This is a genomic window from Tessaracoccus luoxuelianae (assembly GCF_055326245.1).
The window spans coordinates 23,007-42,701 of the sequence record NZ_JBUZNO010000009.1 but is presented as its reverse complement, the minus strand read 5'-3'; the positions used below and the strand labels follow the sequence as shown (position 1 = coordinate 42,701).

Genomic DNA, 19,695 nt, shown 5'->3' with positions numbered 1-19,695 from the left:
CGGTTGGTCCTTGGGCCAATCGGGGTGTGGCGCAGCTTGGTAGCGCGCGTCGTTCGGGACGACGAGGCCGCAGGTTCAAATCCTGTCACCCCGACGCAGGTCGAGAGAAATGGGCTAGCGCCCATACCTCTCGACTTTATTGCTTTTCAGGGACTCGGCGCTTGTCCATTTCCGAGGCCAAGGAAGGGGTTGGAGGGACGTAGTCCCGGAACACCCCGACGCAGGTCGAGAGAAATGGGCTAGCGCCCATACCTCTCGACTTTTTGCTTTCCAGGGACTCGGCGCTTGTCCATTTCCGAGGCCAAGGAAGGGGTTGGAGGGACGTAGTCCCGGAACACCCCGACGAAGGTCGAGAGAAATGGGCAGGCGCCCGTACCTCTCGACTTTTTGCTTTCCAGGGACTCGGCGCTTGTCCATTTCCGAGGCCGAGGAAGGGGTTGGAGGGACGTAGTCCCGGAACACCAACCCGACGCGCCGCGTGTCGCGCGGGACCCGGGCGGGACCGTACGCTGCTCGCATGTCCGAGACGGAACCCAGTGTCCCCGCCACGCCACCCGCTACACCACCTGCCGCCACAGCTGTATCCGAGCTGGAGCCGACGCCGCCGGTAGCGAGGCGAGACACGCGTCGCCGGTCCCGGTTCGCCGTCGACCTGGGCCACCCCTTCATGTGGGGCTTCACCGCGACCGCGGGCGCCCTCGTGGCGATCTCGCTGGGAGGGTCGTTGTCCGCCCTGTCGACGGTGCTCGTCTCCATCGGAGCGGCGCTGTTCATCGCCATGGCGCTGGAACCCGTCGTGCTGTGGCTGGGCAACCATCGAATGTCGCGTGGGCTGGCCATCGCCGTCGTGTTCGCCGGATTCGCACTCATCCTCGGCGGGGTGATCGCCCTCATCGCGCCGGCAGCGGTGGGGCAGGTGACGCAGCTGGCTGCGGCGGTGCCCGGGTACATTTCCAACGTCCAGAACACGGACTGGTTCAAGGCGTTGACCGCCGCGACCGGGCAGAGCGACCTCTACGAGGCGCTGTTCGCCCGGGCGCAGGCCTGGCTGTCGAACCCGGAGAACCTCCTCGCGATCGGTGGAGGCGCGCTGGCCGTGAGCACGGGGTTGGTGGACTTCGTCTCCACGAGCCTGATCGTGCTGGTCCTCACCCTCTATTTCCTGGCCTCGCTTGACCCCATGAAGAGGGCCCTCCAGCAGCTCGCACCGGCGCACGCCCGCCCCCGGTTGGGCACGATGACCGACCGGATCGTCGAATCGGTGGGCGGTTACGTGTCAGGCATGGCCATCCTGGCCGCCGCCAACGCCGCCTTCACCTTCGTCCTCATGACCATCCTCGGCGCCCCCTTCGCGGCCCTGCTGTCCTTCCTGGCCCTGTTCATCACCTTCATTCCGATGATCGGCCCGGTCCTGTCCTGGATCCTGATCACCACCGTCACGCTCTTCGCCTCCCCCGTGACGGCGCTGATCTTCGCCGTCGTGATGTTCGCCTACATGCAGATCGAGGCCTACGTGCTCACCCCGCGCGTGATGACCAAGGCCGTCGATATTCCGGGATCGCTGGTGCTGATCGGCGCCATGGTGGGCGCCACCCTGCTCGGACTGCTCGGCGCCCTGGTTGCGGTGCCCGTCACGGCGTCGCTGCTGATGATCATCAAGGAGATCTACATCCCGCGACAGGACGCGAAGGTCCGCCCCGAATCCTGATCCAATGCCCTCGCGTGGACCGGGCGCGGGCATGCGATCGGTCGCATCGTCGGCCGGGGTGAACCTGTCGACGCACTCAGGACACAAGGAGCGAGCACGATGATCGCGAAAATCCTCCGACCGGTCGCGCTGATGGCGAGCCTGCTGCTCGCCTTCGGTCTGATCCCCGCCGCGCAGGCCTCGGCCGACAGTGGCGCCCGCGCTGAGCATCAGCGCATCGTCGACTTCTGGACCAAGGACAAGGTTGCCCAGGCCAAGCCCCGCGACTTCGTGCGCGATCCGGCCACCGGCACCTTCTCGGAGGCTGCGCTGGCCGCCACCGCCACGCTCGGCGAACCCTGGCCTGGTGGTGGTCTCGTCCAGAAGACCACCGGCAAGGTGCTGTTCGCGATGGGCAGGTCCTACTACGTGTGCTCCGCTTCCGTGATCGAGGACGGCGACAGCACCAGGTCGATCATCGTGACCGCGGCCCACTGCGTCTTCGACAACCAGAAGTCCAAGTTCGCGACGAACTGGGTGTTCATCCCGGACTACGACTCGAACGCCGTCGCGCTCACCACCAGCGGGTCGTTCTGCGCCGAGACCACCTACGGCTGCTGGACGGCCACGGCCCTCGTGGCTCACGAGGGCTTCACCTCGCAGCGCAAGTTCAACACCCAGGCCACCCTGCACGACTTCGCGTTCGCCGTCGTCGGCCTCGGCGGCAACGGAAAGACCTTGGCGCAACTGGACAAGACCGTCGGGGCCCAGGAGATCGCCTTCGACGAGGTTTCCGTTGGCGCGGATACGTTCCTGTTCGGCCACCCCGCCGGAACACCCTACGCCGGCAAGGAACTCATCTACTCGCAGGGCCCGTTGGACACCGATCCGCTCAACAACGATCGGACCTACCGGGTGGTCAGTGACATGACCGGCGGCTCCTCCGGCGGCCCCTGGTACGCCCCCTTCAACGAGGGCCGAGGCAGTGGAATCACGATGTCGGTGAACTCCTACGGCTACTCGGGGATCGAGGCGATGCACGGGCCGATGTTCAACGACAAGACCGCAGCCCTGTTCAGCGCCGCCACCACCGCGACGAGGAACACGATCGTCAGCTGAGCCGCCTCGGCCGCCTGGTACCCCCGCTCACCCGTGGCCCGTCACCCCGCTCTAAGCTGGGTGACGGGCTACGGAGGGACTCGGAGATGACCTGGACAGCGCTACGCACCACCCACTACATCAACGGCCGGTTCACCGACGACGAGACCACGCTGAGCGTCGAGAACCCCGCCACCGGCGAGGAGCTCGCCCAGGTGGCCGATGCGGACGCCGCGACGGCGATGGCCTGCCTGGACGCGGCCGTCGACGCCGCCGCCGGGTGGGCGGCCAGCGAGCCCCGGTTCCGGGGCGAGCTGCTGCGCGCCGCCTGGGCGCGGATCATGGAGCGGGCCGACGAGTTCGCCGAGACGATGACCCGGGAGATGGGCAAGCCCCTCGCCGAGGCACGCGGCGAGGTGACCTACGGGGCCGAGTTCCTCCGATGGTTCGCCGAGGAGACCCCTCGCATCCACGGCCGCTACACCGTCGCCCCCGTCGGCGGGCAGCGCCTGCTGACCACCAAGCAGCCGGTGGGCCCGGTCCTGGCGATCACGCCCTGGAACTTTCCGCTGGCCATGGCCACCCGCAAGCTCGGGCCGGCGCTGGCGGCCGGCTGCACCGCGGTGCTCAAGCCCGCCCAGCTGACACCCCTGACGTCGCTGCTGCTCATGGACGTGTTCGACGAGGTGGGCGTGCCCGCGGGGGTGGTGAACTGCTTCGTGTCGTCGTCGGCCTCGGCCACCACCGGCCCCCTGATCGCCGACCGACGGCTGCGGAAGCTGACCTTCACCGGGTCCACCAGCGTGGGCGTAAAGCTGCTGGAGCAGGCGTCGGCGAACGTCCTGAAGACGTCCATGGAGCTCGGAGGCAACGCGCCGTTCCTGGTGCTGCCGAGCGCGGACGTGGACCGCGCCGTCGAGGGTGCGCTGGTGGCGAAGATGCGCAACATCGGCCAGGCCTGCACGGCGGCCAACCGGATGATCGTGCACCGCGGCCTGGTGGAGGAGTTCACGGTCAAGCTCGCCGCCCGGGTGGGCGCCATGCGCGTGGGTGACGGATTGGCCGACGGGGTCGAGGTGGGGCCGCTGGTCTCCGCGTCCGCGTTGGACGACGTGGAGGCGATGGTCCGGGAGGCCGTCGAGGACGGCGCCCGGGTGGTCGTGGGCGGGGCGCGCGTCGACGGGCCGGGCCACTTCATGCAGCCGACGGTGCTGGCCGACGTGGCCCCCTCGTCGAGGTGCTTCCGGGAGGAGATCTTCGGCCCGGTGGCGCCGATCGTCGCGGTGGACTCCGTCGACGAGGCGGTTGCCCTGGCCAACGACACCGACTTCGGCCTGATGAGCTACGTCTTCGCCGAGGACCTCACGGAGGCGATCACGACGGCCGAGCGCCTCGAGTCCGGCATGGTGGGGCTGAACTCCGGCCTCGTCTCGAACCCGGCGGCCCCCTTCGGCGGCGTCAAGAGCTCGGGACTGGGGCGCGAAGGCGGCCCTGAAGGCATCGAGGAGTTCCTGGAGATCAAGTACATCGGGATGGCCCTCTGACAGCACGTCCGCACGGTCCCAGGGCTACGGTTGGGGTGGAAGCGCTCAACGACGAGCGCTTCCGACGCAGTGCCGCAACGAGGAGACCCATGTCAACCGCCACCGAAACCCGCCAGAGGACCCGGACCGATCTTCCCGCCACCGGCGTGGCACCCACCCACCCCAAGCTCCTGGCCTGGCTCGACCAGGTCGTTCGGCTCTGCAAGCCGGAGGCGATCCACTACTGCGACGGCTCGGACGCCGAGTACGACGCGCTGGTGGGTCAACTGGAGGCCAAGGGCACCGTCGTTCGGCTCAACGAGACGCTGAAGCCCAACTCCGTCCTGGCGCGCACGGACCCCGACGACGTCGCCCGCGTGGAAGATCAGACGTTCATCTGCTCGAAGGACGAGCGCAACGCCGGCCCCACCAACAACTGGATGGACCCTGACCAGATGAAGCGGATCATGACGCCGCTGTTCGACGGCTGCATGGCCGGGCGCATCATGTACGTGATGCCGTTCTGCATGGGCTCCTTGGACGCCGAGGACCCGAAGTACGGCGTGGAGATCTCGGATTCGGCCTATGTGGCCATCTCGATGAAGATCATGACGCGGATGGGCGCCGAGACGCTCGCTCGCATGGAGGAGACGAACGCGGACTTCGTGCCCGCCCTGCATTCGGTCGGGATGCCGCTGGTGGACGGGCAGGAGGACGTGCCGTGGCCGTGCAACGAGATCAAGTACATCGTCCACTTCACCGACGAACGCGTCATCTGGTCCTACGGCTCCGGCTACGGCGGCAACTCCCTGCTGGGCAAGAAGTGCTACGCGTTGCGGATCGCCTCGGCGATGGCGCGCGACGAGGGCTGGCTCGCCGAGCACATGCTGATCCTCAAGCTGATCTCGCCGGAGGGCCGGGCCTATCACATCGCGGCGGCCTTCCCGTCGGCGTGCGGGAAGACCAACCTCGCGATGCTGGACCCCACCATCCCCGGCTGGACCGTCGAGACCCTCGGCGACGACATCGCGTGGCTGCGCTTCGGGGCAGACGGCCGCCTCTACGCCACCAACCCCGAGACGGGCTTCTTCGGGGTGGCGCCGGGCACCAGCCATGACACCAACCCCAACGCGATGCTCTCCCTGGAGGGCGGCAACACCATCTTCACCAACGTGGCGCTGACGCCCGAGGGCGACGTGTGGTGGGAGGGCATGACGAAGGAGCCGCCCGCGGTGTTGACGGACTGGAAGGGCCGCGAGTGGCGCGCCGGCACGGGCCCCGTCGGCGGGCGACCCAACGAGAAGGCGGCCCACCCCAACAGCCGCTTCTGCACCCCGATCGACCAGTGCCCGATCCTGTCGGAGGACTACCACTCCCCCCAGGGGGTTCCGCTGGATGCGATCGTCTTCGGTGGCCGGCGCGAGAACACCATCCCGCTGGTGATGCAGTCACGGACCTGGCAGCACGGCGTCTTCATGGGGGCCACCTGCTCCTCGGAGACCACCGCCGCGGCCTCGGGAGCGGTGGGGGTGCTCCGCCGCGACCCGATGGCGATGCTGCCCTTCATCGGCTACCACGTCGCCGACTACGTGCAGCACTGGATCAGCATCGGACGCCACGCCGACGCGGACTTGCTGCCCAAGGTCTTCTACGTCAACTGGTTCCGCCGCGACACCGACGGCCGCTTCATGTGGCCGGGCTTCGGGGAGAACTCCCGGGTGCTGAAGTGGATCGCGCAGCGCGTCGACGGCCTGACCGAGGCGGTGGAGACGCCGATCGGCTTCCTCCCCGCGGCAGGCAGCCTCGACGTCGAGGGCCTGACGATCGACGAGGCCGACCTGCGTGAGGTGGTGTCCTACAAGGAGAACGAGTGGCGCGACGAGGTGCCGCGCATCGGGCGCTGGTTCGATACCTTCGGCTGGCGGCTGCCGCGCGAGCTCGTCGACGAGCTGCGGACGTTGGAGACGGCGTTCGGGAGGACACCGACGGAGGTCTGACCTGGCTCAAACGGTGAGAATCCGGGGAGATGGCCCGCTATGGGCGCCATCTCCCCGGATTCTCACTGTCTGGGATCAGTCCAGCCGCCCGAGGATGAGGGCAGACAGCTCGGGCGCGGCTTCCGCATAGCCGACGGCGCCGTCGAGGGCCTCGAGCGCCCGGCCGAAGCGCTCCGGGGTGGCGGTGTGCAGCGTGAACAGCGGCTGACCTGGGGCGACGGCGTCTCCGGGCTTGGCGTGCATCTCGATGCCGGCCACGGCCTGGACGTCGTCCTCCTTCCGTGCGCGACCCGCGCCGAGGCGCCACGCAGCGACGCCGACAGCATAGGCGTCCATCCTGGTGAGGTAGCCGCCGCGCCCGGCGGTCACCGTGTGCTGGTGTTCGGCCACGGGCAGCGGGGCGTCGGGGTCGCCCCCCTGGGCTGCGATCATGCGGCGCCACACGTCCATCGCCCTGCCGTCGCGGAGCGCGGGCGCCGGGTCGACGTCGGGTTTGCCCGCGGCCGCGAGCATCTCGTGGGCCAGGGCGAGCGTCAGCTCGACGACGTCAGCGGGCCCGCCGCCGGCCAGGATCTCGACCGATTCGCGCACCTCGAGGGCGTTGCCCGCGGTGAGCCCCAACGGCGTGTCCATGCCGGTGAGCAGTGCGACGGTGTTGACTCCGGCGTCCTTGCCGAGGTCCACCATGGTGCGGGCCAACTCCTGGGCCTGGTCCAGCGACTTCATGAACGCGCCGGAGCCCACCTTCACGTCCAGCACCAGCGCGCCGGTGCCCTCGGCGATCTTCTTGCTCATGATGGAGCTCGCGATCAGCGGGATGGCCTCGACGGTGCCCGTGGTGTCGCGGAGGGCGTAGAGCTTCTTGTCCGCAGGCGCCAGGCCGGAGCCGGCCGCGCTGATCACCGCGCCCACGCTCTCCAGTTGGGCGAAGATCTCGTCGTTGGTCAGCTGGGCGCGCCACCCGGGGATGGCCTCGAGCTTGTCCAGCGTGCCGCCGGTGTGGCCCAGCCCGCGACCCGAGAGCTGCGGGACCGCCACGTCGAACACCGCGACCAACGGCGCGAGCGGGAGCGTGATCTTGTCCCCGACCCCGCCGGTGGAGTGCTTGTCCGCGGTGGGGCGGCTGAGGCTGGAGAAGTCCATCCGCTCGCCGGACGCGATCATGGCGGCGGTCCAGCGGGCGATCTCGTCGCGGTCCATGCCGCGGATGAGGATGGCCATCGCCAGCGCCGACATCTGGTAGTCCGCGACGGCGCCCGTGGTGTAGGCGTCGATCACCCAGTCGATCTCGTCCGGGGTGAGCGTGCCGCCGTCGCGCTTGGTGCGGATGAGGTCAACGACGTCCATGATCATGGGCTCAGGCTATCGACGCCGTGCACGACACGCCGTCGGGACCGCCCCTCGTAGCCGGCAGCTACCCTGGGCCGGGCCCGGACCGGACTTTGGTGCACGGGCCGGGGATCTGGCAGGATCGAAGCGCTCCCACCCCTCCCCCGCGCGTCCAGCGCGAGACGGGTCCCTCCTGTTCCCCGGAAGTCACCATGTCCAAGGAAGTCCTGCGCGCCCGTTGGGGCGTCATCCTGCTGTTCTGGCTCAACGGGGTGGCGTGGTCCTCAATCCTGCCGAGGTACCCGGAGATCAAAGTGGCGCTGGAGGCGTCGAACACGGCGTTCGGTGTCGCCGTCGGCCTGGGGCCCGTGGGCGGCCTGATCGCGGGGCTGTTCACCGCCCGGCTGGTCCGCCGATTCTCGTCGGCCTCAGTGGCCGGGGTGACGCTGATCGCCGGCATCGCCATGCTCAACGCAGTGGCCAACGCGCCGACACTGCTGCTGTTCTCCGTAGCGCTCGCCACCATGGCGGCGATGGACGCCATCACCGACATCTCGATGAATGGGCACGGTCTGCGTGTGCAGAAGTTGTACGGCCGCACCATCCTCAACTCGTTCCACGGCTGGTGGTCGATCGGCGCCGTGTGCGGCGGCATCCTGGGCTCCATCGCAGCCCAGATCGGGATGGCGCTGTGGCTGCAGGCCCTCATCGCGACGGTGGTCTTCGGCGCGATGGCGGTCTTCGCCCGCACGCTGCTGCTCCCGGGCAAGGATCAGGCCCCCGTCGACGAGGAGGCCGCCGCCGAGGTGCGTCCCCAGCGCCGCCTCCCGGCGAGCCTGTGGGTGCGCCTCATCGCGCTCGGTCTGCTGGGGGCATCCGTGGGGCTGGTGGAGGAGAGCGCAGCGTCGTGGGGCGCCATCTACATGGACGGCATGTTCTCGGTGATCCCCTTCGTGGCCGGCCTCGCCTTCGTGGCGCTGCAGGGCGCGCAGATGATCGGCCGGTTCACGGGCGACGCACTGGTCAACCGCATCGGCGCCCGCCCGGCCGTGACGCTCGGGGTGAGCATCGCCGCCGTCGGCATGGGTGTCGCGGTGGCGTTCCCGCACCCGGTCACCACCATCCTGGGCTTCGCCTGCGCGGGCTGGGGCATCGCCACCGCGATCCCCTCGGCGATGCACGCCGCCGACGAGCTCCCGGGCATGGCGCACGGCTCCGGGCTCACCTTCGTCACCTGGCTGATGCGGCTCGGCTTTTTCGCCGGCCCACCGTTGATCGGCATCGTCGGCGACACCGTCAGCCTCCGCTGGGCCCTGATCGTGGTGCCCATCGCCGCGCTGCTGGCGCTGCTGCTCACCCCGGCCCTCACCCCGCCCCGGGACGCGCGCCCCACCGTCCTCTGAAGGTGGTTGACTGGGGCGCATGACCTTCACGCTGCCCTCCCCCCGCACACCAGATCCGATGGACGCGCCGCCGATGCGGTGGGGAGTGCTCGGGACCGGCTGGATCGCCGAGCGTTTCGTCGAGGCGCTGCACGCCCACACCCGGCAGCGGGTGGTGGTGGTGGGCTCCCGCACCGCCGGGAAGGGCGCGGATTTCGCCTCCAGGCACGGCATCGAGCGGAGCCTGGTGGGCTACGAGGCGGTGGTGGCCGACGGGCAGGTGGACATCGTCTACGTGGCCACACCCCACAGCGAGCACCGCGACAACGCACTCCTGGCGATCGCAGCCGGCAAGCACGTGCTCGTCGAGAAGGCCTTCACCCGTAACCTCGCCGAGGCCACCGAGGTGGTCGACGCGGCCCGCGCGGCCGGCGTCGTCGCGATGGAGGCCATGTGGACGCGGTTCCTCCCCCACATGGACGTGGTGCGCCAGGTGCTGGCCGACGGGGTCCTGGGAGAGATCGAGACGGCGTTCGCCGATCACGGGCAGTGGTTCCCACGAGACCCGGACTTCCGCCTCTTCGACCCGAACAAGGCCGGCGGTGCCATGCTGGACCTCGGCGTGTACCCCGTCAGCTTCGCCCACTTCGCCCTGGGCACCCCCGGCGCCGCTCTGGCGACCGGCACCAAGGCCTTCACCGGGGTGGACCGCCAGATCTCCGCGGTGCTGACCGGCTTCGCCGGGCATCCGATGGCCCACGGGATCATCACCACGACGCTCGCGGCGCTGACCCCCACGAGCGCGTTCATCGCCGGCGACGACGCGCGCCTCGAGATCCCCGGCCCCTTCTACGGCCCGCAGGTGGTCACCGTCCGCCGGCGTGACGGCGGGATCGCCGCCTCCGAGGAGCCGGCGATCCATGAGCACGCGGGGCTGAGTTACCAGGCCGCGCACCTCGCCACGGTGATCGCCGAGGGCCGGCCCGAGTCTCACCTGCTGCCGCTGGAGGAGACGCTCGCCGTGATGGCGACCATGGACGAGCTGCGCCGCCAGGTGGGCGTCAGCCTGCCCGGCGAATCGTGAGTGATCTCTCTGCCCTGCGTGGCATGATGGTGGCATGAGTCGCACACGACTGAGCACGACCGTGGACGCCGGCCTTCTCGAGCGCGCCCGCAGGGCATCAGGAAAGCCGGACTCGGCGCTGGTCGACGAGGCCCTCGCTGCGTTGCTGGCCAGCCGTCGCACTGCAGAGGTGGACGCCAGCTATGCCGCCTACGACGCGCACCCGCTCGATGAACCAGACGAGTGGGGGGACCTGGCCTCCTTTCGACGGGCGGTTGCGGCCTCATGACGCAGTTCCCCGCACGCGGGGACGTGTGGTGGTGTGAGATGCCGGAGATCGGGCGCAGGCCGGTCGTCATCCTGTCTCGCGACGCCGTGATCCCACGCCATCGCCGGGCACTCATCGCGCCATGCACCACCACCATCAGGAATCTACCGAGCGAAGTCCTCCTCGAGCCGGGAGACGACCCGGTGCCGCTGCGCTCGGCGGTCAACCTGGACTCTATCGAGAGCGCCTCGCTAGCGATCCTCGTCCAACGTCTAGGTCGCGTCTCCGATGCCCGCATGCGCGAGATTTGCGCCGCCCTTGCCACCGCGGTCGCCTGCTCAGACTGAGCTTCGCCATCGCCGTGGAGCGGATCACCTACCGCAGACCGGCCAGGACGTCGGCCACCTCCGGATCGAGCAGCTCGACGACGGCGGCGCGGGCCGCCTCCGGGCTGGCGCTGGCGAGCACCGCGTCGAGCATCGCCCGGCAGGTGTCCAGGTCGTGGCGGGCCAGCGAGGCCTTCACCGAACCCACCTTGCCGACGGCCATGGACAGCGACGAGATTCCTGCGCCGGCCGCCACCAGGGCGAGCAGCGGGTCTCCGCCCACCTCGCCGCAGATGCCAACCGGCTTGCCGTCGGCGCCGCGGACGGTGGCGACGATGAGGTCCCACAAAGCCGGCTGCCAGCCGCTGAGCAGGTGCGCCAGGGCCCCGTTCATGCGGTCGGCGGCGAACAGGTACTGGGACAGGTCGTTGGTGCCGATGGAGGCGAAGTCGCACGCGTCCAGGACCTGCGCGGACCTGATGGCGGCGGCCGGGACCTCCACCATGGTGCCCGCCGTCGGGAGTCCGGCGTCACGACAGCGGGCCGCGAACCAGCCGGCCTCCTCAGCCGTGGCCACCATCGGAGCCATCACCCAGACCTCGGCGCCGGTGGCCTCCCGCGCCCTCGCGAGGGCGGTCAGCTGGTCCGTGAGCAGGTCGTCGCGCTCACGCTGCAGGCGGAGCCCGCGGACTCCGAGCGCCGGGTTCTCCTCGGCCCCCAGGTCAGCGAAGGCCAGTGGCTTGTCGGCGCCCGCGTCGAGGGTACGGACCACCACCTTGCGACCGGTGAACGCCTCGAACACGGCCGTATAGGTGGCCGTCTGCTCGTCGACAGTCGGCGCGTCGGAGCGGTCGAGGAACAGGAACTCGGTGCGGAACAGCCCGGAGCCCTCCACGTCGGCCTTCGCCGCGCGCTGCGCATCGTCGGCGGTGCCGATGTTGGCCAGGATCTGCACGCGGTGCCCGTCGCGCGTGGCGCCCGGCCCCTGTGACAAGGCCTGCAGCGCGAGTCGGTGCTCGTTGCGCGCGACGAGAACCTCGGCCATCCCCGCGTCGGGGTTGACGATGACCTCGCCTGTGGCCCCGTCAAGACCCAGCGTGTCCGGGGAGGCCGTCAACACGCCGGCGGCCTGGACGACGGCGGGGATGCCGAGCTGCGCCGCCAGGATCGCGGTGTGGGAGGTGACGCCTCCGGCCTCGGTCACGATGCCGAGCACGCGGGCGGGATCGAGGGTCGCGGTGTCCGCGGGCGCCAGGTCCAGCGCCACGATGATGCTCGGCTCGTCGAACTCCGGCACCCCCGGGGCCGGGCCGCCCAGCAGCCGGGCGGCCGCACGCTGGAAGACGTCGCGGAGGTCGCTCTGCCTCTCGGCCATGTAGGCGTCGAGCCCCGCAAGGAGCTCGCAGTACTGCTCGACGGCCAGGTACAGCGCGTCGACGGGGCCGTGGCCGTCGGCGGCGAACGAGCCCACCGCGAACAGCAACCCCGGGTCGCGGGCCATCATCGCCGTCGCCTCAAGCACCGGTCGGGCGTGGTCGTCTGCCCGCTGGGCGCGCAGCTCCATGTCCGCCGCGACCCCCTCGAGCGCCTCCGCCACGGCGGCCTCAGCGGCGGCCGGATCGTCGGTGCGCTCGCCCGGGGGCGTGATGAGGACGGTGGAGACGATGACGGCCGGGCCGCTGACCGATCCGGGGCTCACCCCGATGCCGTGGATCCTCATGCCGGGGCGTCGTGGTCGATCGAGAGGAAGGCGACGAGCCGGTCCAGCGCCGCCTCAGCCCCGTCGCCCTCCGCGGTGAGGGTGACAACCTCGCCGTGCTTGACGCCCATCGTCATCACGCCGAGCATGCTGCGGGCGTCGACGGCGCGGCCGCCCTGCTTGGCGATGGTGACCGGGATGCCGAGGGAGGCGACCTCGGTGACGAACAGGTTGGCTGGGCGGGCGTGGAGGCCGACCGCCGAGGCGATGGCGACGTCACGGCTGGGCATGGGTGTTCTCCTTCGGGATCCAGATGTGGTCGAAGACCTCGGCGACGAGATCGTCGAAGATGCCGAGCTCCCAGGCGACGTCGAGCGCCGTGTAGCGGGAGCGGTAGTACATGGCGCGCGGGAAGGTGGCCCGCACGTCGTCAGGCGTGAGCCCGATGTCCTGCGGACGCGAGGGCGCCCCGGCCTGGCGGAGCTGGTCGCTCAGCTGGGCGGTGGTGACCAGTTGCGCGCGCAGGCGGTCCGCGACGGCGGGCCACTGGTCGACGAGCGGCTTCAGCCTGTCGTACAGCTCGTCACCCGAGGCGTACTTGGCCTTCGTCTCGCGGACCGCGTGGTCCGCGAGCGCCCCGTCGAAGGTGGACCGGATGTCGGCCTCGATCTCGTCCCACGGTCGTCGTGCGTCGACGGCGGCCCGCAGGTCGATCGTGGCGAGGTCACGGGCCAGCAGCGCCTCGTAGAAGGCGCACATGGCCAGCGATCCGATGGCCACCTTGTCGCCGTGCGACAGCGGCGGGTCCAGGTCCGCGCCCAGGTGGGCCAGCTCCCACAGGTGGGAGAAGTAGTGCTCGGCGCCGGAGGCCGGGCGGGTGCCGCCGTAGGCCTGCATGGCCAGGCCGGAGAGGCACAGGCCCTCGACCAGGCCCTCGAAGGCGTCGGCGTCGCCGGCGGCCAGGGCGGCCGGCCGCGACAGTGCCGTCGCAACGCCGGACTGCACCATCGCCCAGACGTCCTCGTCGATCGGCTCGATGCCGGTGACGTCGGCGAGGATCCAGTCAGCGCCGCCGGGGATCTTCGCGGCGAGGTCGCCGTACCCGGAGGCGGTGAGGAAGCCGGGGGCCGCGGCCACCACGTCGAGGTCCATGATGACCACGACGGGGGCCTTGCAGTTGCGGGTGACCTTGACCCCGTTCTCGCTCATCGGCGCGCCGGCGCCGGTGTAGCCGTCCATCGATGCTGCGGTGCCGACGACGGCGTAGTCGCGGCCCATCTCGAACGCGGCCAGCTTGACCAGGTCGTTGAGGGTGCCGGAACCGAGCGCAACGGGAAGGGCCTCCCCCATCCCCGCCTTGATGGCCTCGCAGTTCTCGTACGAGGCATACAGGGTGGGCGTGCCGGGGAAGATCAGCGGCGCCACGGTGGCGCAGCCGGCCTCCTCCAGCGAGGAGGTGAGCTGCTCCCCGGCGACCGCCCAGGTGTTCTCGTCGGCCACGACGATGTAGGGGCCGGTGCCCAGGTGGGCGGCGAGGTGCCGGCCGGACTCGGCCAGCACCCCTCGCCCCACTGCGGCGCCGCGGGTGTCGACGGCCCGCGCGAGGGCGTCGAGCAAGGCCTGACTAGTCACACTCGAACACCACCAGCGCACCCTGGACCAGGGCGGGAGCCTCGTCCAGCCCGGACAGGTGGATGGCTCCACCCATCCGCGGCTCGGCCTCACCGTCGAAGACCAGCGTGACGTGCCCGAGGGCCGCCAGGTTCTGCTCCGCGACGTCGCCCACCGCGCTGACGGTCCACTCCTGATGGGCGATCAGGACCCGCTGGCCGACGGCAAGTGAACCGCTCAGCTCGGCCTTCTCGATGAGGAAGCAGTAGGGGCGCAGCTCCTCCGGAGCGTTGCCGCCGAAGGTGATGGCCATGTTCTCCATGAGGAAGGCTGAGGCCTCCTCGCCGACCTCGAGGACGGTGGTGGTGTACGCCATGGTGGTGTTCCTTTCAGTGTGTTACGAAGCCGAGTACAGGCCGATGCTGGCGAGCCAGGCGATGGCGACGCGCGGCACACCGTTGAGGAAGCGCGAGTACAGCACCGCAGGCACGCCCACCTCGATGGTCTCGGGCTCGGCCTCCGCCAGGCCCATGCCGACGGGGATGAAGTCGCACGCGTTCTGGGTGTTGATCGCGAACAGGGCCGGGAGCGCCAGATGTGGCGGCACGTTGCCCTTGCCGATCTCCACGCCGATGAGGGTGCCGATGATCTGCGCGATGACCGCCCCGGGGCCGAGCAGCGGCGACAAGAACGGCAGCGAGCAGATGAATCCGAGCAGCAGGAGCCCCCAGCCGGTGCCGGCGAGCGGGGTGAGCAGGTTGGAGAACCAGACGCCCAGGCCGGATGCCTGGATGATGCCGATCAGCATGGCGACGAAGCCCATGAAGGGGATGATCGTCTGCAGCATGGTCTGCACGGCGTTCCGGGCCGCCTGATAGAACACGGCGATCACTCTGCCGGCGCCCAGGCCGATGCTCTGCAGGATGCTCTTGCGCGGCTGGCGCGCCATCTGCTCGGTGAGCTTCAGCGGGCGTCCCTCCTCGCGCGCCGGGCTGGCCGTCGGCGAGGGCGCGGAGTGGGCGGCGCCCCCGACGGTGGCCGCGGCGGCCCCGACGGTGACGAGCTCGCGCTCGTCGGCGGGCGCCACCTGGCTGGAGCCGACGGCGGACACGTAGATCGTTTCGTTGATGTACTGGGCCAGCGGTCCGGTCTTGCCGGTGGGCACCACGTTGACCGTGGGGATGTTCTTCTTCGGGTAGAGGCCGCAGCGCAGCGATCCACCACAGTCGATGACGGCGACGAAGTGCTCGTCGTCGGGGACCGAAGTGGTGAACCCGTTGACGGGCTCGGCGCCGGACAGTTCAGCGATCCGGTCGACGACTTCGGGCCTGGACCCGCCGCCGACGATGTAGACGATCTTGTTCCGCTTGGCGTCGGGGGTGATGGTGAGCGGGCCGCCGTAGCCGCCGGGGCCGCGGGAGATGGTGATGGTGCGGTACTCAGACATGGGAGGCCTTCACTTGGGTCGAGAGGGTGACGCCCTGCTGCTTGGCGACGAACTTCGTCGTGAAGTCGGTGACCCAGCCACCGAAGAAGTTGAGGACCGCGCCGAGCAGCAGGTAGCGGACTGCGAGGTCGCCGGTGTTGAGGCCGAGCGACATGATCCCCTGGGCGATGCCCATCCAGACGAACAGCTCCGCCGGGTTGTTGTGCGGGAACAGGCCGTTGCTGGTGTGCATCATCTGCGCCACCGAGGCGTAGTAGCCCGGCTTGTGCGCCTCGGGGAGGAAGCGGCCCAGCGTGAAGGCCATCGGGTTGGTGAGGAAGAACGAGCCGAAGAACGGCAGGATCAGGTAGCGGCTGATCACGTTCTTGCCCGCCTTGGCGGCGAGCTTGTTGATCCGCTCCTCACCGATGAGGGCGATCAGCGAGTTCATCGCGATGAGCAGCACGAGCACGAGTGGGACGATGCCGGTCATCCACGCGGTAAAGGTGTCAGCACCTTCACGGAAGAGACCGATGAACCACTCCGCACCATGCACGAGATAGTCGAGAATATTCATCTCAACTCCTTTCAAGGTTCGGTTCGGGGCAGCGCAGGGCGGCCCCGTCTACGCAGCCCCACGGTGGGGCTGCTGGGGGTGTGGGCGACTGTGCCCGGGATGGAGGTTGTGTCAGGGGCTGAGCGGCAACGGCTTGCGTCGCCACCGGGTGGTGAGTCTCGAGACTCCGCCGAGGGCCCGGGTGAGAGCGGTGGGCGGCTCGGGCGCCTGGCCGCCGCCGGTGATGATGCGGTAGTTGTCGCGGGCGTTGGTGACGGCCTTGACCATCGACTTCCCCCAACCGCTCGCCCGGGCCGGGTCGACGTCGGCGATGTGCGAGCCGTTGTAGGCGTCGAAGGCCCGGAATCGGGCGAGGACCGTGACGCCGTGCAGGCGCTGCCCCTCCAGGATGACGCCGTCGTCGTCGATGACGAACATGACGATCGCCCCCTGCGCGAGGCCGCCGCGGAACTTGCCCATGGCCACGCGGCCACGGCGGCGGAGCGCCACGAAGAGCCGGGTGAAGGCCTGCGTCTGCTTGAAGGACAACACGGACTGCACGATCCAGGCCAGGCCCAGGGCGATGATGAGGATCCAGAACATCAGCGTTCTCTCTCTGTCAGGGGGTGCTTCTCAAGGACGTAGTAGAACTGTTCGAACGTGGTGACCTGGCTGAGCCGCTCCAGGAGGTCCCGCCGTGCGCCGAGCCGGAGCACCTCGTCGTAGACCTGCACGAGCACGCCCTCGCTCCGGCCCGGGTCGGAGGGGACGCCGAGCAGCACGATGAGGCGCACGCCCTCGGCGTCACCGTCGCGCGGCACCACACCGATCGAGAGCATCACGTTGGTCTGGGTCTCCAGCGCGGCGTGCGGGAAGCCGAGGAGTGGGTCCAGCCGCATCTGCGATTGGCTCTCCCGCTGCCGTACCCGCTCCCCGAATCCGCGCTCGACGAGGCCGCGGGCCTCTAGGTGTCCGGTCATGTAGTCGACGGCGTCCTCGTAGTCCGTGCCTGCGGGGAGCGCGAAGAAGTGCGCCTCGTCGAGGGAGCCGGCGAGAACCGACCCGCCACGGGGTACCCCGCCGTCGAGCGGGATGTGCAGCTGGAGGCGGTCGAGCTGGCGGCTCAGTCCCGCCCTGTCGAGGATTCGGGTGACCCGCACCACGGGAACCTCGGCGGCCACCTCGTCGTCCCCGTTGACGACGACGAGGTCGACCGCCTTGAGGTTGTCGGGGGTGGCCTCGGCCACCTGGAAGACCTGGTAGCGCGTGGACGCGGGGAGGAGCCGGGTCAACTGGAGCCGGACGAGTTCCGCAGTGACGCGGCCCTTCGCCGTGACGATCGCGACGCGCAGGAAGGCGGGCGGCTCTGCCTCGCCGCTGTCGAGGAAGACCTGGAAGTACGTGGCCAGCAGCGCCACCTCGGAGTCCTCGACGGGGAGGCCCACCTCGGACTGGATCACCTGCGACGCCACCGTCGCCATCTGGTAGGCGACGGGGTACTCGACCCGGATGTCGCCGACGGCGGAGTCGTCCACCCAGATGCGGTAGCGCATCCGGTTGATCATGTAGGCCACGTGGCGGGCGAACTCGGACATGAACCGACGGCCGACGAGGTCGATGTCCATCTCCTCGTTGACGGCGGCCAGCACCGCGCGGACGAGCGACTCCCCGTCCCCGGTGGCCGTGAAGCGCGAGGCCGCCACCGCGTCCTCGGGCGCGCGCATGCCCGCCACTGGAAGGGTGAGGAAGGTGACCTCGTCACCGCTCAGCTCCACCCCCAGCGCGGCGCTCAGGCGGGCGGCCACGGACGCTGCGAAGTCATGCGCGGGCGTGGCGGCCAGCCCCGCGTAGCGCTGGGGAAGGTAGTCGATCGTGCGCCCCATGCGGGCCCTGTCGACGGCCACCGTCGCCCAGCGCGTCAACTCGGGCGCGTAGGCCCGGTCCAGACCCGCCTCGGTCGCCATCTCTCGGACGATGGCCCCGACCTTCTCCTGCCAGGGCTCATGTGGGTAAGCCGTCGGGAAGTGCCAGCGCAGGACGTGGAGCCGCTGCTGCAGCTCCGGACCCTCCAGCTGGAGCCCGACGTTCGGCCGGCCGCTGATGGTGAGGTCGGACTCGGCCACGATGGCTCGGACGCGCGCGAGATCGGCAACCACCGTCGTGCGCCCCACCGACATCGCGGAGGCCAACTCCTCGATCCGTACCGGGACGATGGCCCGGAAGATCCTGGCCACGATGAAGGACGCGCGGGTGGCGAGGTCGTTGAAGGAGACGTCGTCCGACACTCCGCCTTTGACCGCCCGGTAGCGCGTCGGGTCGGCGATCAGAAGGCGGTACCGTCCTTCGTCCATGGTGATGGAGGCGGCCGTGCCCAGCAGGTCCTGCAACGCGGTCACGTCTGCCGTGATCGTGCGGCGGCTGACGCCCAGATCGAGCGCCAGCTCGTCCGCGGACACGGAACGCGCCGCCTCGAGCTGATCGAGGATGGCAGCGGGTCGGCTCATTGTCATCACCTCACTTCGTTGTCGGTGGCTGTGTTCGGAGGAGGGGGGGTCAGGCGGCTACGGTGACGCGGTCACCGAAGAACGAGTCCCACGGCACATTGACGCTGCGGTCCAGCCCCACCACCTCGTAGAGATGGCGCAGCAGCGGGAACTGCTCCGGGTTCACGACGCCGCGCTCGGTGAGGCGCTCCATCGCGGCGCCGATCACCTTGATGGCCGCCGCACCCTCGAGGGTCACGCCGGGCATCCGGGCGGCCGCCTCGCTGAAGGTGAGGCCGGAGCCGACGAGCCGGCCGCACTTGACGTTCCTGCCGCCCATGGACGTGACGAAGCAGTCGCCGATGCCGGGCAGGCCCAGCGGGGTGGTGGGCTCGCCGCCCAGGAGGTTCATGAAGTCGATCATCTCGATCGACGCCTGCCCGAACAGCGCCGCGCCGTAGTTGAAGTTGACGTATCGGTCACCGGCCTCGTCGCCCATGGCGTCGAGGATGCCCGACATGAACCCGGCCCCGAACGCGTAGCAGTTCTTGGTGGCGGCGCAGACCTCGACGCCGACGAAGTCGGAGTTGAGCCACACGTGGTAGAAGTCCGTGGCGAAGAGGTCGCGCCACATCGGCAGCACCGAGGCGTCCTCGCCGGTGAACACCACCGACGTGTGGCGGCGCACCGCGACCTCGCCGGCGATGGACGGCCCGGCGATCGCCGAGAAGGTGAGCTGCCCACGCAACTCGGCGGGGATCTGCCCGGCCAGGACCCTGGGGAGGATCTCGAGGTTGCCGTCGGCGTCGGCCTCCATGCCCTTGGCCAGCGCGATGACGTGCATGCCGGGACGGAGGAGGGATGCCAACTGCTCGCCGGCCCATCGGACGCCGAACGAGTTGACCCCGCTCATCACCAGGTCGACGCCGTCGAAGGCCTCCGCCGCGTCCTCCAACTGGAAGGCGGTGGTGCCCTCGGGAAGCGTGAGCCCGAGATTGGGGTGCACCCCGCTCTCCTGGATCGACGAGATGATGTCGCGGTCGAGGTGCGTACCCACGAGCCGGACGGAGTGGCCGTTGTCGGTCAGGGGTGTGGCCAGCGCGCTGGCCATGATTCCTGAACCGAGGACGACGACTGTAGCCATGCTGAGCTCCCATTCCTTCGCGCTCCGCTGCGCGACACCGTTGTTTTGTCTGAATGTGTGGCTGACGCTACGCCTGACTTTGCGTGATATCACGTCCGAACGA

At 69.7% G+C, this 19,695-nt stretch carries 18 protein-coding genes and 1 tRNA gene; 9 read left to right on the top strand and 10 right to left on the bottom strand.

The window, feature by feature from the left end; all coding sequences use genetic code 11:
* The first annotated feature begins 20 nt into the window (after window positions 1–20).
* The 5 genes from ACZK39_RS13540 to ACZK39_RS13520 all read left to right on the top strand — a co-directional run bounded on the left by ACZK39_RS13540 (window position 21) and on the right by ACZK39_RS13520 (window position 6,305).
* A tRNA-Pro gene (locus ACZK39_RS13540) sits at window positions 21–94 on the top strand.
* 423 nt (window positions 95–517) lie between these two features.
* Window positions 518–1,708: an AI-2E family transporter gene (locus tag ACZK39_RS13535; RefSeq protein ID WP_463613601.1), complete on the top strand. Its 1,191-nt coding sequence runs from the start codon at window positions 518–520 to the stop codon at window positions 1,706–1,708.
* Between the two features lie 99 nt (window positions 1,709–1,807).
* Window positions 1,808–2,806, top strand: a complete 999-nt coding sequence (locus ACZK39_RS13530) for a trypsin-like serine peptidase (RefSeq protein ID WP_182782105.1) — start codon at window positions 1,808–1,810, stop codon at window positions 2,804–2,806.
* A gap of 86 nt (window positions 2,807–2,892) precedes the next feature.
* Window positions 2,893–4,329: an NAD-dependent succinate-semialdehyde dehydrogenase gene (locus ACZK39_RS13525; RefSeq protein ID WP_463613600.1), complete on the top strand. Its 1,437-nt coding sequence runs from the start codon at window positions 2,893–2,895 to the stop codon at window positions 4,327–4,329.
* A gap of 89 nt (window positions 4,330–4,418) precedes the next feature.
* Window positions 4,419–6,305: a phosphoenolpyruvate carboxykinase (GTP) gene (locus ACZK39_RS13520; RefSeq protein ID WP_463613599.1), complete on the top strand. Its 1,887-nt coding sequence runs from the start codon at window positions 4,419–4,421 to the stop codon at window positions 6,303–6,305.
* Between the two features lie 75 nt (window positions 6,306–6,380).
* Here the strand turns inward: ACZK39_RS13520 and ACZK39_RS13515 are convergent, their stop codons facing one another.
* The gene (locus tag ACZK39_RS13515; protein ID WP_463613598.1) at window positions 6,381–7,658 is read right to left on the bottom strand and encodes a thymidine phosphorylase; all 1,278 of its coding nucleotides are present in this window, start codon (window positions 7,656–7,658) and stop codon (window positions 6,381–6,383) included.
* Window positions 7,659–7,846: 188 nt separating this feature from the next.
* Between ACZK39_RS13515 and ACZK39_RS13510 the strand changes: the two genes are divergently transcribed.
* Genes ACZK39_RS13510 through ACZK39_RS13495 form a run of 4 tightly spaced genes read left to right on the top strand, consistent with a single transcriptional unit; the run spans window position 7,847 to window position 10,694 of the window.
* Window positions 7,847–9,037 (top strand): MFS transporter, encoded by a 1,191-nt coding sequence (locus tag ACZK39_RS13510; protein ID WP_182782102.1) that lies wholly within the window; start codon window positions 7,847–7,849, stop codon window positions 9,035–9,037.
* A 19-nt stretch (window positions 9,038–9,056) separates the two neighbouring features.
* The gene (locus tag ACZK39_RS13505; RefSeq protein WP_182799153.1) at window positions 9,057–10,100 is read left to right on the top strand and encodes a Gfo/Idh/MocA family protein; all 1,044 of its coding nucleotides are present in this window, start codon (window positions 9,057–9,059) and stop codon (window positions 10,098–10,100) included.
* A 34-nt stretch (window positions 10,101–10,134) separates the two neighbouring features.
* Complete coding sequence (locus ACZK39_RS13500) at window positions 10,135–10,368, top strand: DUF2191 domain-containing protein (RefSeq protein ID WP_182782100.1); 234 nt, start codon at window positions 10,135–10,137, stop codon at window positions 10,366–10,368.
* Window positions 10,365–10,694 (top strand): type II toxin-antitoxin system PemK/MazF family toxin, encoded by a 330-nt coding sequence (locus ACZK39_RS13495; RefSeq protein ID WP_182799154.1) that lies wholly within the window; start codon window positions 10,365–10,367, stop codon window positions 10,692–10,694. Before ACZK39_RS13500 ends, ACZK39_RS13495 begins: the two co-directional genes overlap by 4 nt.
* Window positions 10,695–10,722: 28 nt before the next feature.
* On the opposite strand, the gene ptsP is transcribed toward ACZK39_RS13495, so the two are convergent.
* The 9 genes from ptsP to ACZK39_RS13450 form a co-directional block, all read right to left on the bottom strand.
* The gene (ptsP, locus tag ACZK39_RS13490) at window positions 10,723–12,393 is read right to left on the bottom strand and encodes a phosphoenolpyruvate--protein phosphotransferase (protein ID WP_463613597.1); all 1,671 of its coding nucleotides are present in this window, start codon (window positions 12,391–12,393) and stop codon (window positions 10,723–10,725) included.
* Window positions 12,390–12,662: an HPr family phosphocarrier protein gene (locus ACZK39_RS13485; RefSeq protein ID WP_463613596.1), complete on the bottom strand. Its 273-nt coding sequence runs from the start codon at window positions 12,660–12,662 to the stop codon at window positions 12,390–12,392. The genes ptsP and ACZK39_RS13485 overlap by 4 nt, the downstream gene beginning before the upstream one ends.
* Window positions 12,649–14,004, bottom strand: a complete 1,356-nt coding sequence (locus tag ACZK39_RS13480) for a sn-glycerol-1-phosphate dehydrogenase (protein ID WP_463613595.1) — start codon at window positions 14,002–14,004, stop codon at window positions 12,649–12,651. The genes ACZK39_RS13485 and ACZK39_RS13480 overlap by 14 nt, the downstream gene beginning before the upstream one ends.
* The gene (locus tag ACZK39_RS13475) at window positions 13,997–14,359 is read right to left on the bottom strand and encodes a PTS glucitol/sorbitol transporter subunit IIA (RefSeq protein WP_463613594.1); all 363 of its coding nucleotides are present in this window, start codon (window positions 14,357–14,359) and stop codon (window positions 13,997–13,999) included. The genes ACZK39_RS13480 and ACZK39_RS13475 overlap by 8 nt, the downstream gene beginning before the upstream one ends.
* Before the next feature lie 21 nt (window positions 14,360–14,380).
* Window positions 14,381–15,430 carry a PTS glucitol/sorbitol transporter subunit IIB gene (srlE, locus tag ACZK39_RS13470; RefSeq protein WP_463613593.1) on the bottom strand — a complete coding sequence of 350 codons (1,050 nt, stop codon included), beginning with the start codon at window positions 15,428–15,430 and terminating at the stop codon, window positions 14,381–14,383.
* A complete protein-coding gene (gene srlA, locus ACZK39_RS13465) occupies window positions 15,423–15,986 on the bottom strand; it encodes a PTS glucitol/sorbitol transporter subunit IIC (protein WP_068749711.1) in 564 nt (187 codons plus the stop codon). Before srlA ends, srlE begins: the two co-directional genes overlap by 8 nt.
* A 111-nt stretch (window positions 15,987–16,097) precedes the next feature.
* On the bottom strand, window positions 16,098–16,568 hold the full coding sequence (locus ACZK39_RS13460; RefSeq protein ID WP_463613592.1) for a transcriptional regulator GutM: 471 nt from the start codon (window positions 16,566–16,568) through the stop codon (window positions 16,098–16,100).
* Window positions 16,568–18,469: a BglG family transcription antiterminator gene (locus ACZK39_RS13455; protein WP_463613591.1), complete on the bottom strand. Its 1,902-nt coding sequence runs from the start codon at window positions 18,467–18,469 to the stop codon at window positions 16,568–16,570. The genes ACZK39_RS13460 and ACZK39_RS13455 overlap by 1 nt, the downstream gene beginning before the upstream one ends.
* 49 nt (window positions 18,470–18,518) lie before the next feature.
* Window positions 18,519–19,592, bottom strand: a complete 1,074-nt coding sequence (locus tag ACZK39_RS13450) for an NAD(P)H-dependent glycerol-3-phosphate dehydrogenase (protein ID WP_463613590.1) — start codon at window positions 19,590–19,592, stop codon at window positions 18,519–18,521.
* Window positions 19,593–19,695: the final 103 nt, after the last annotated feature.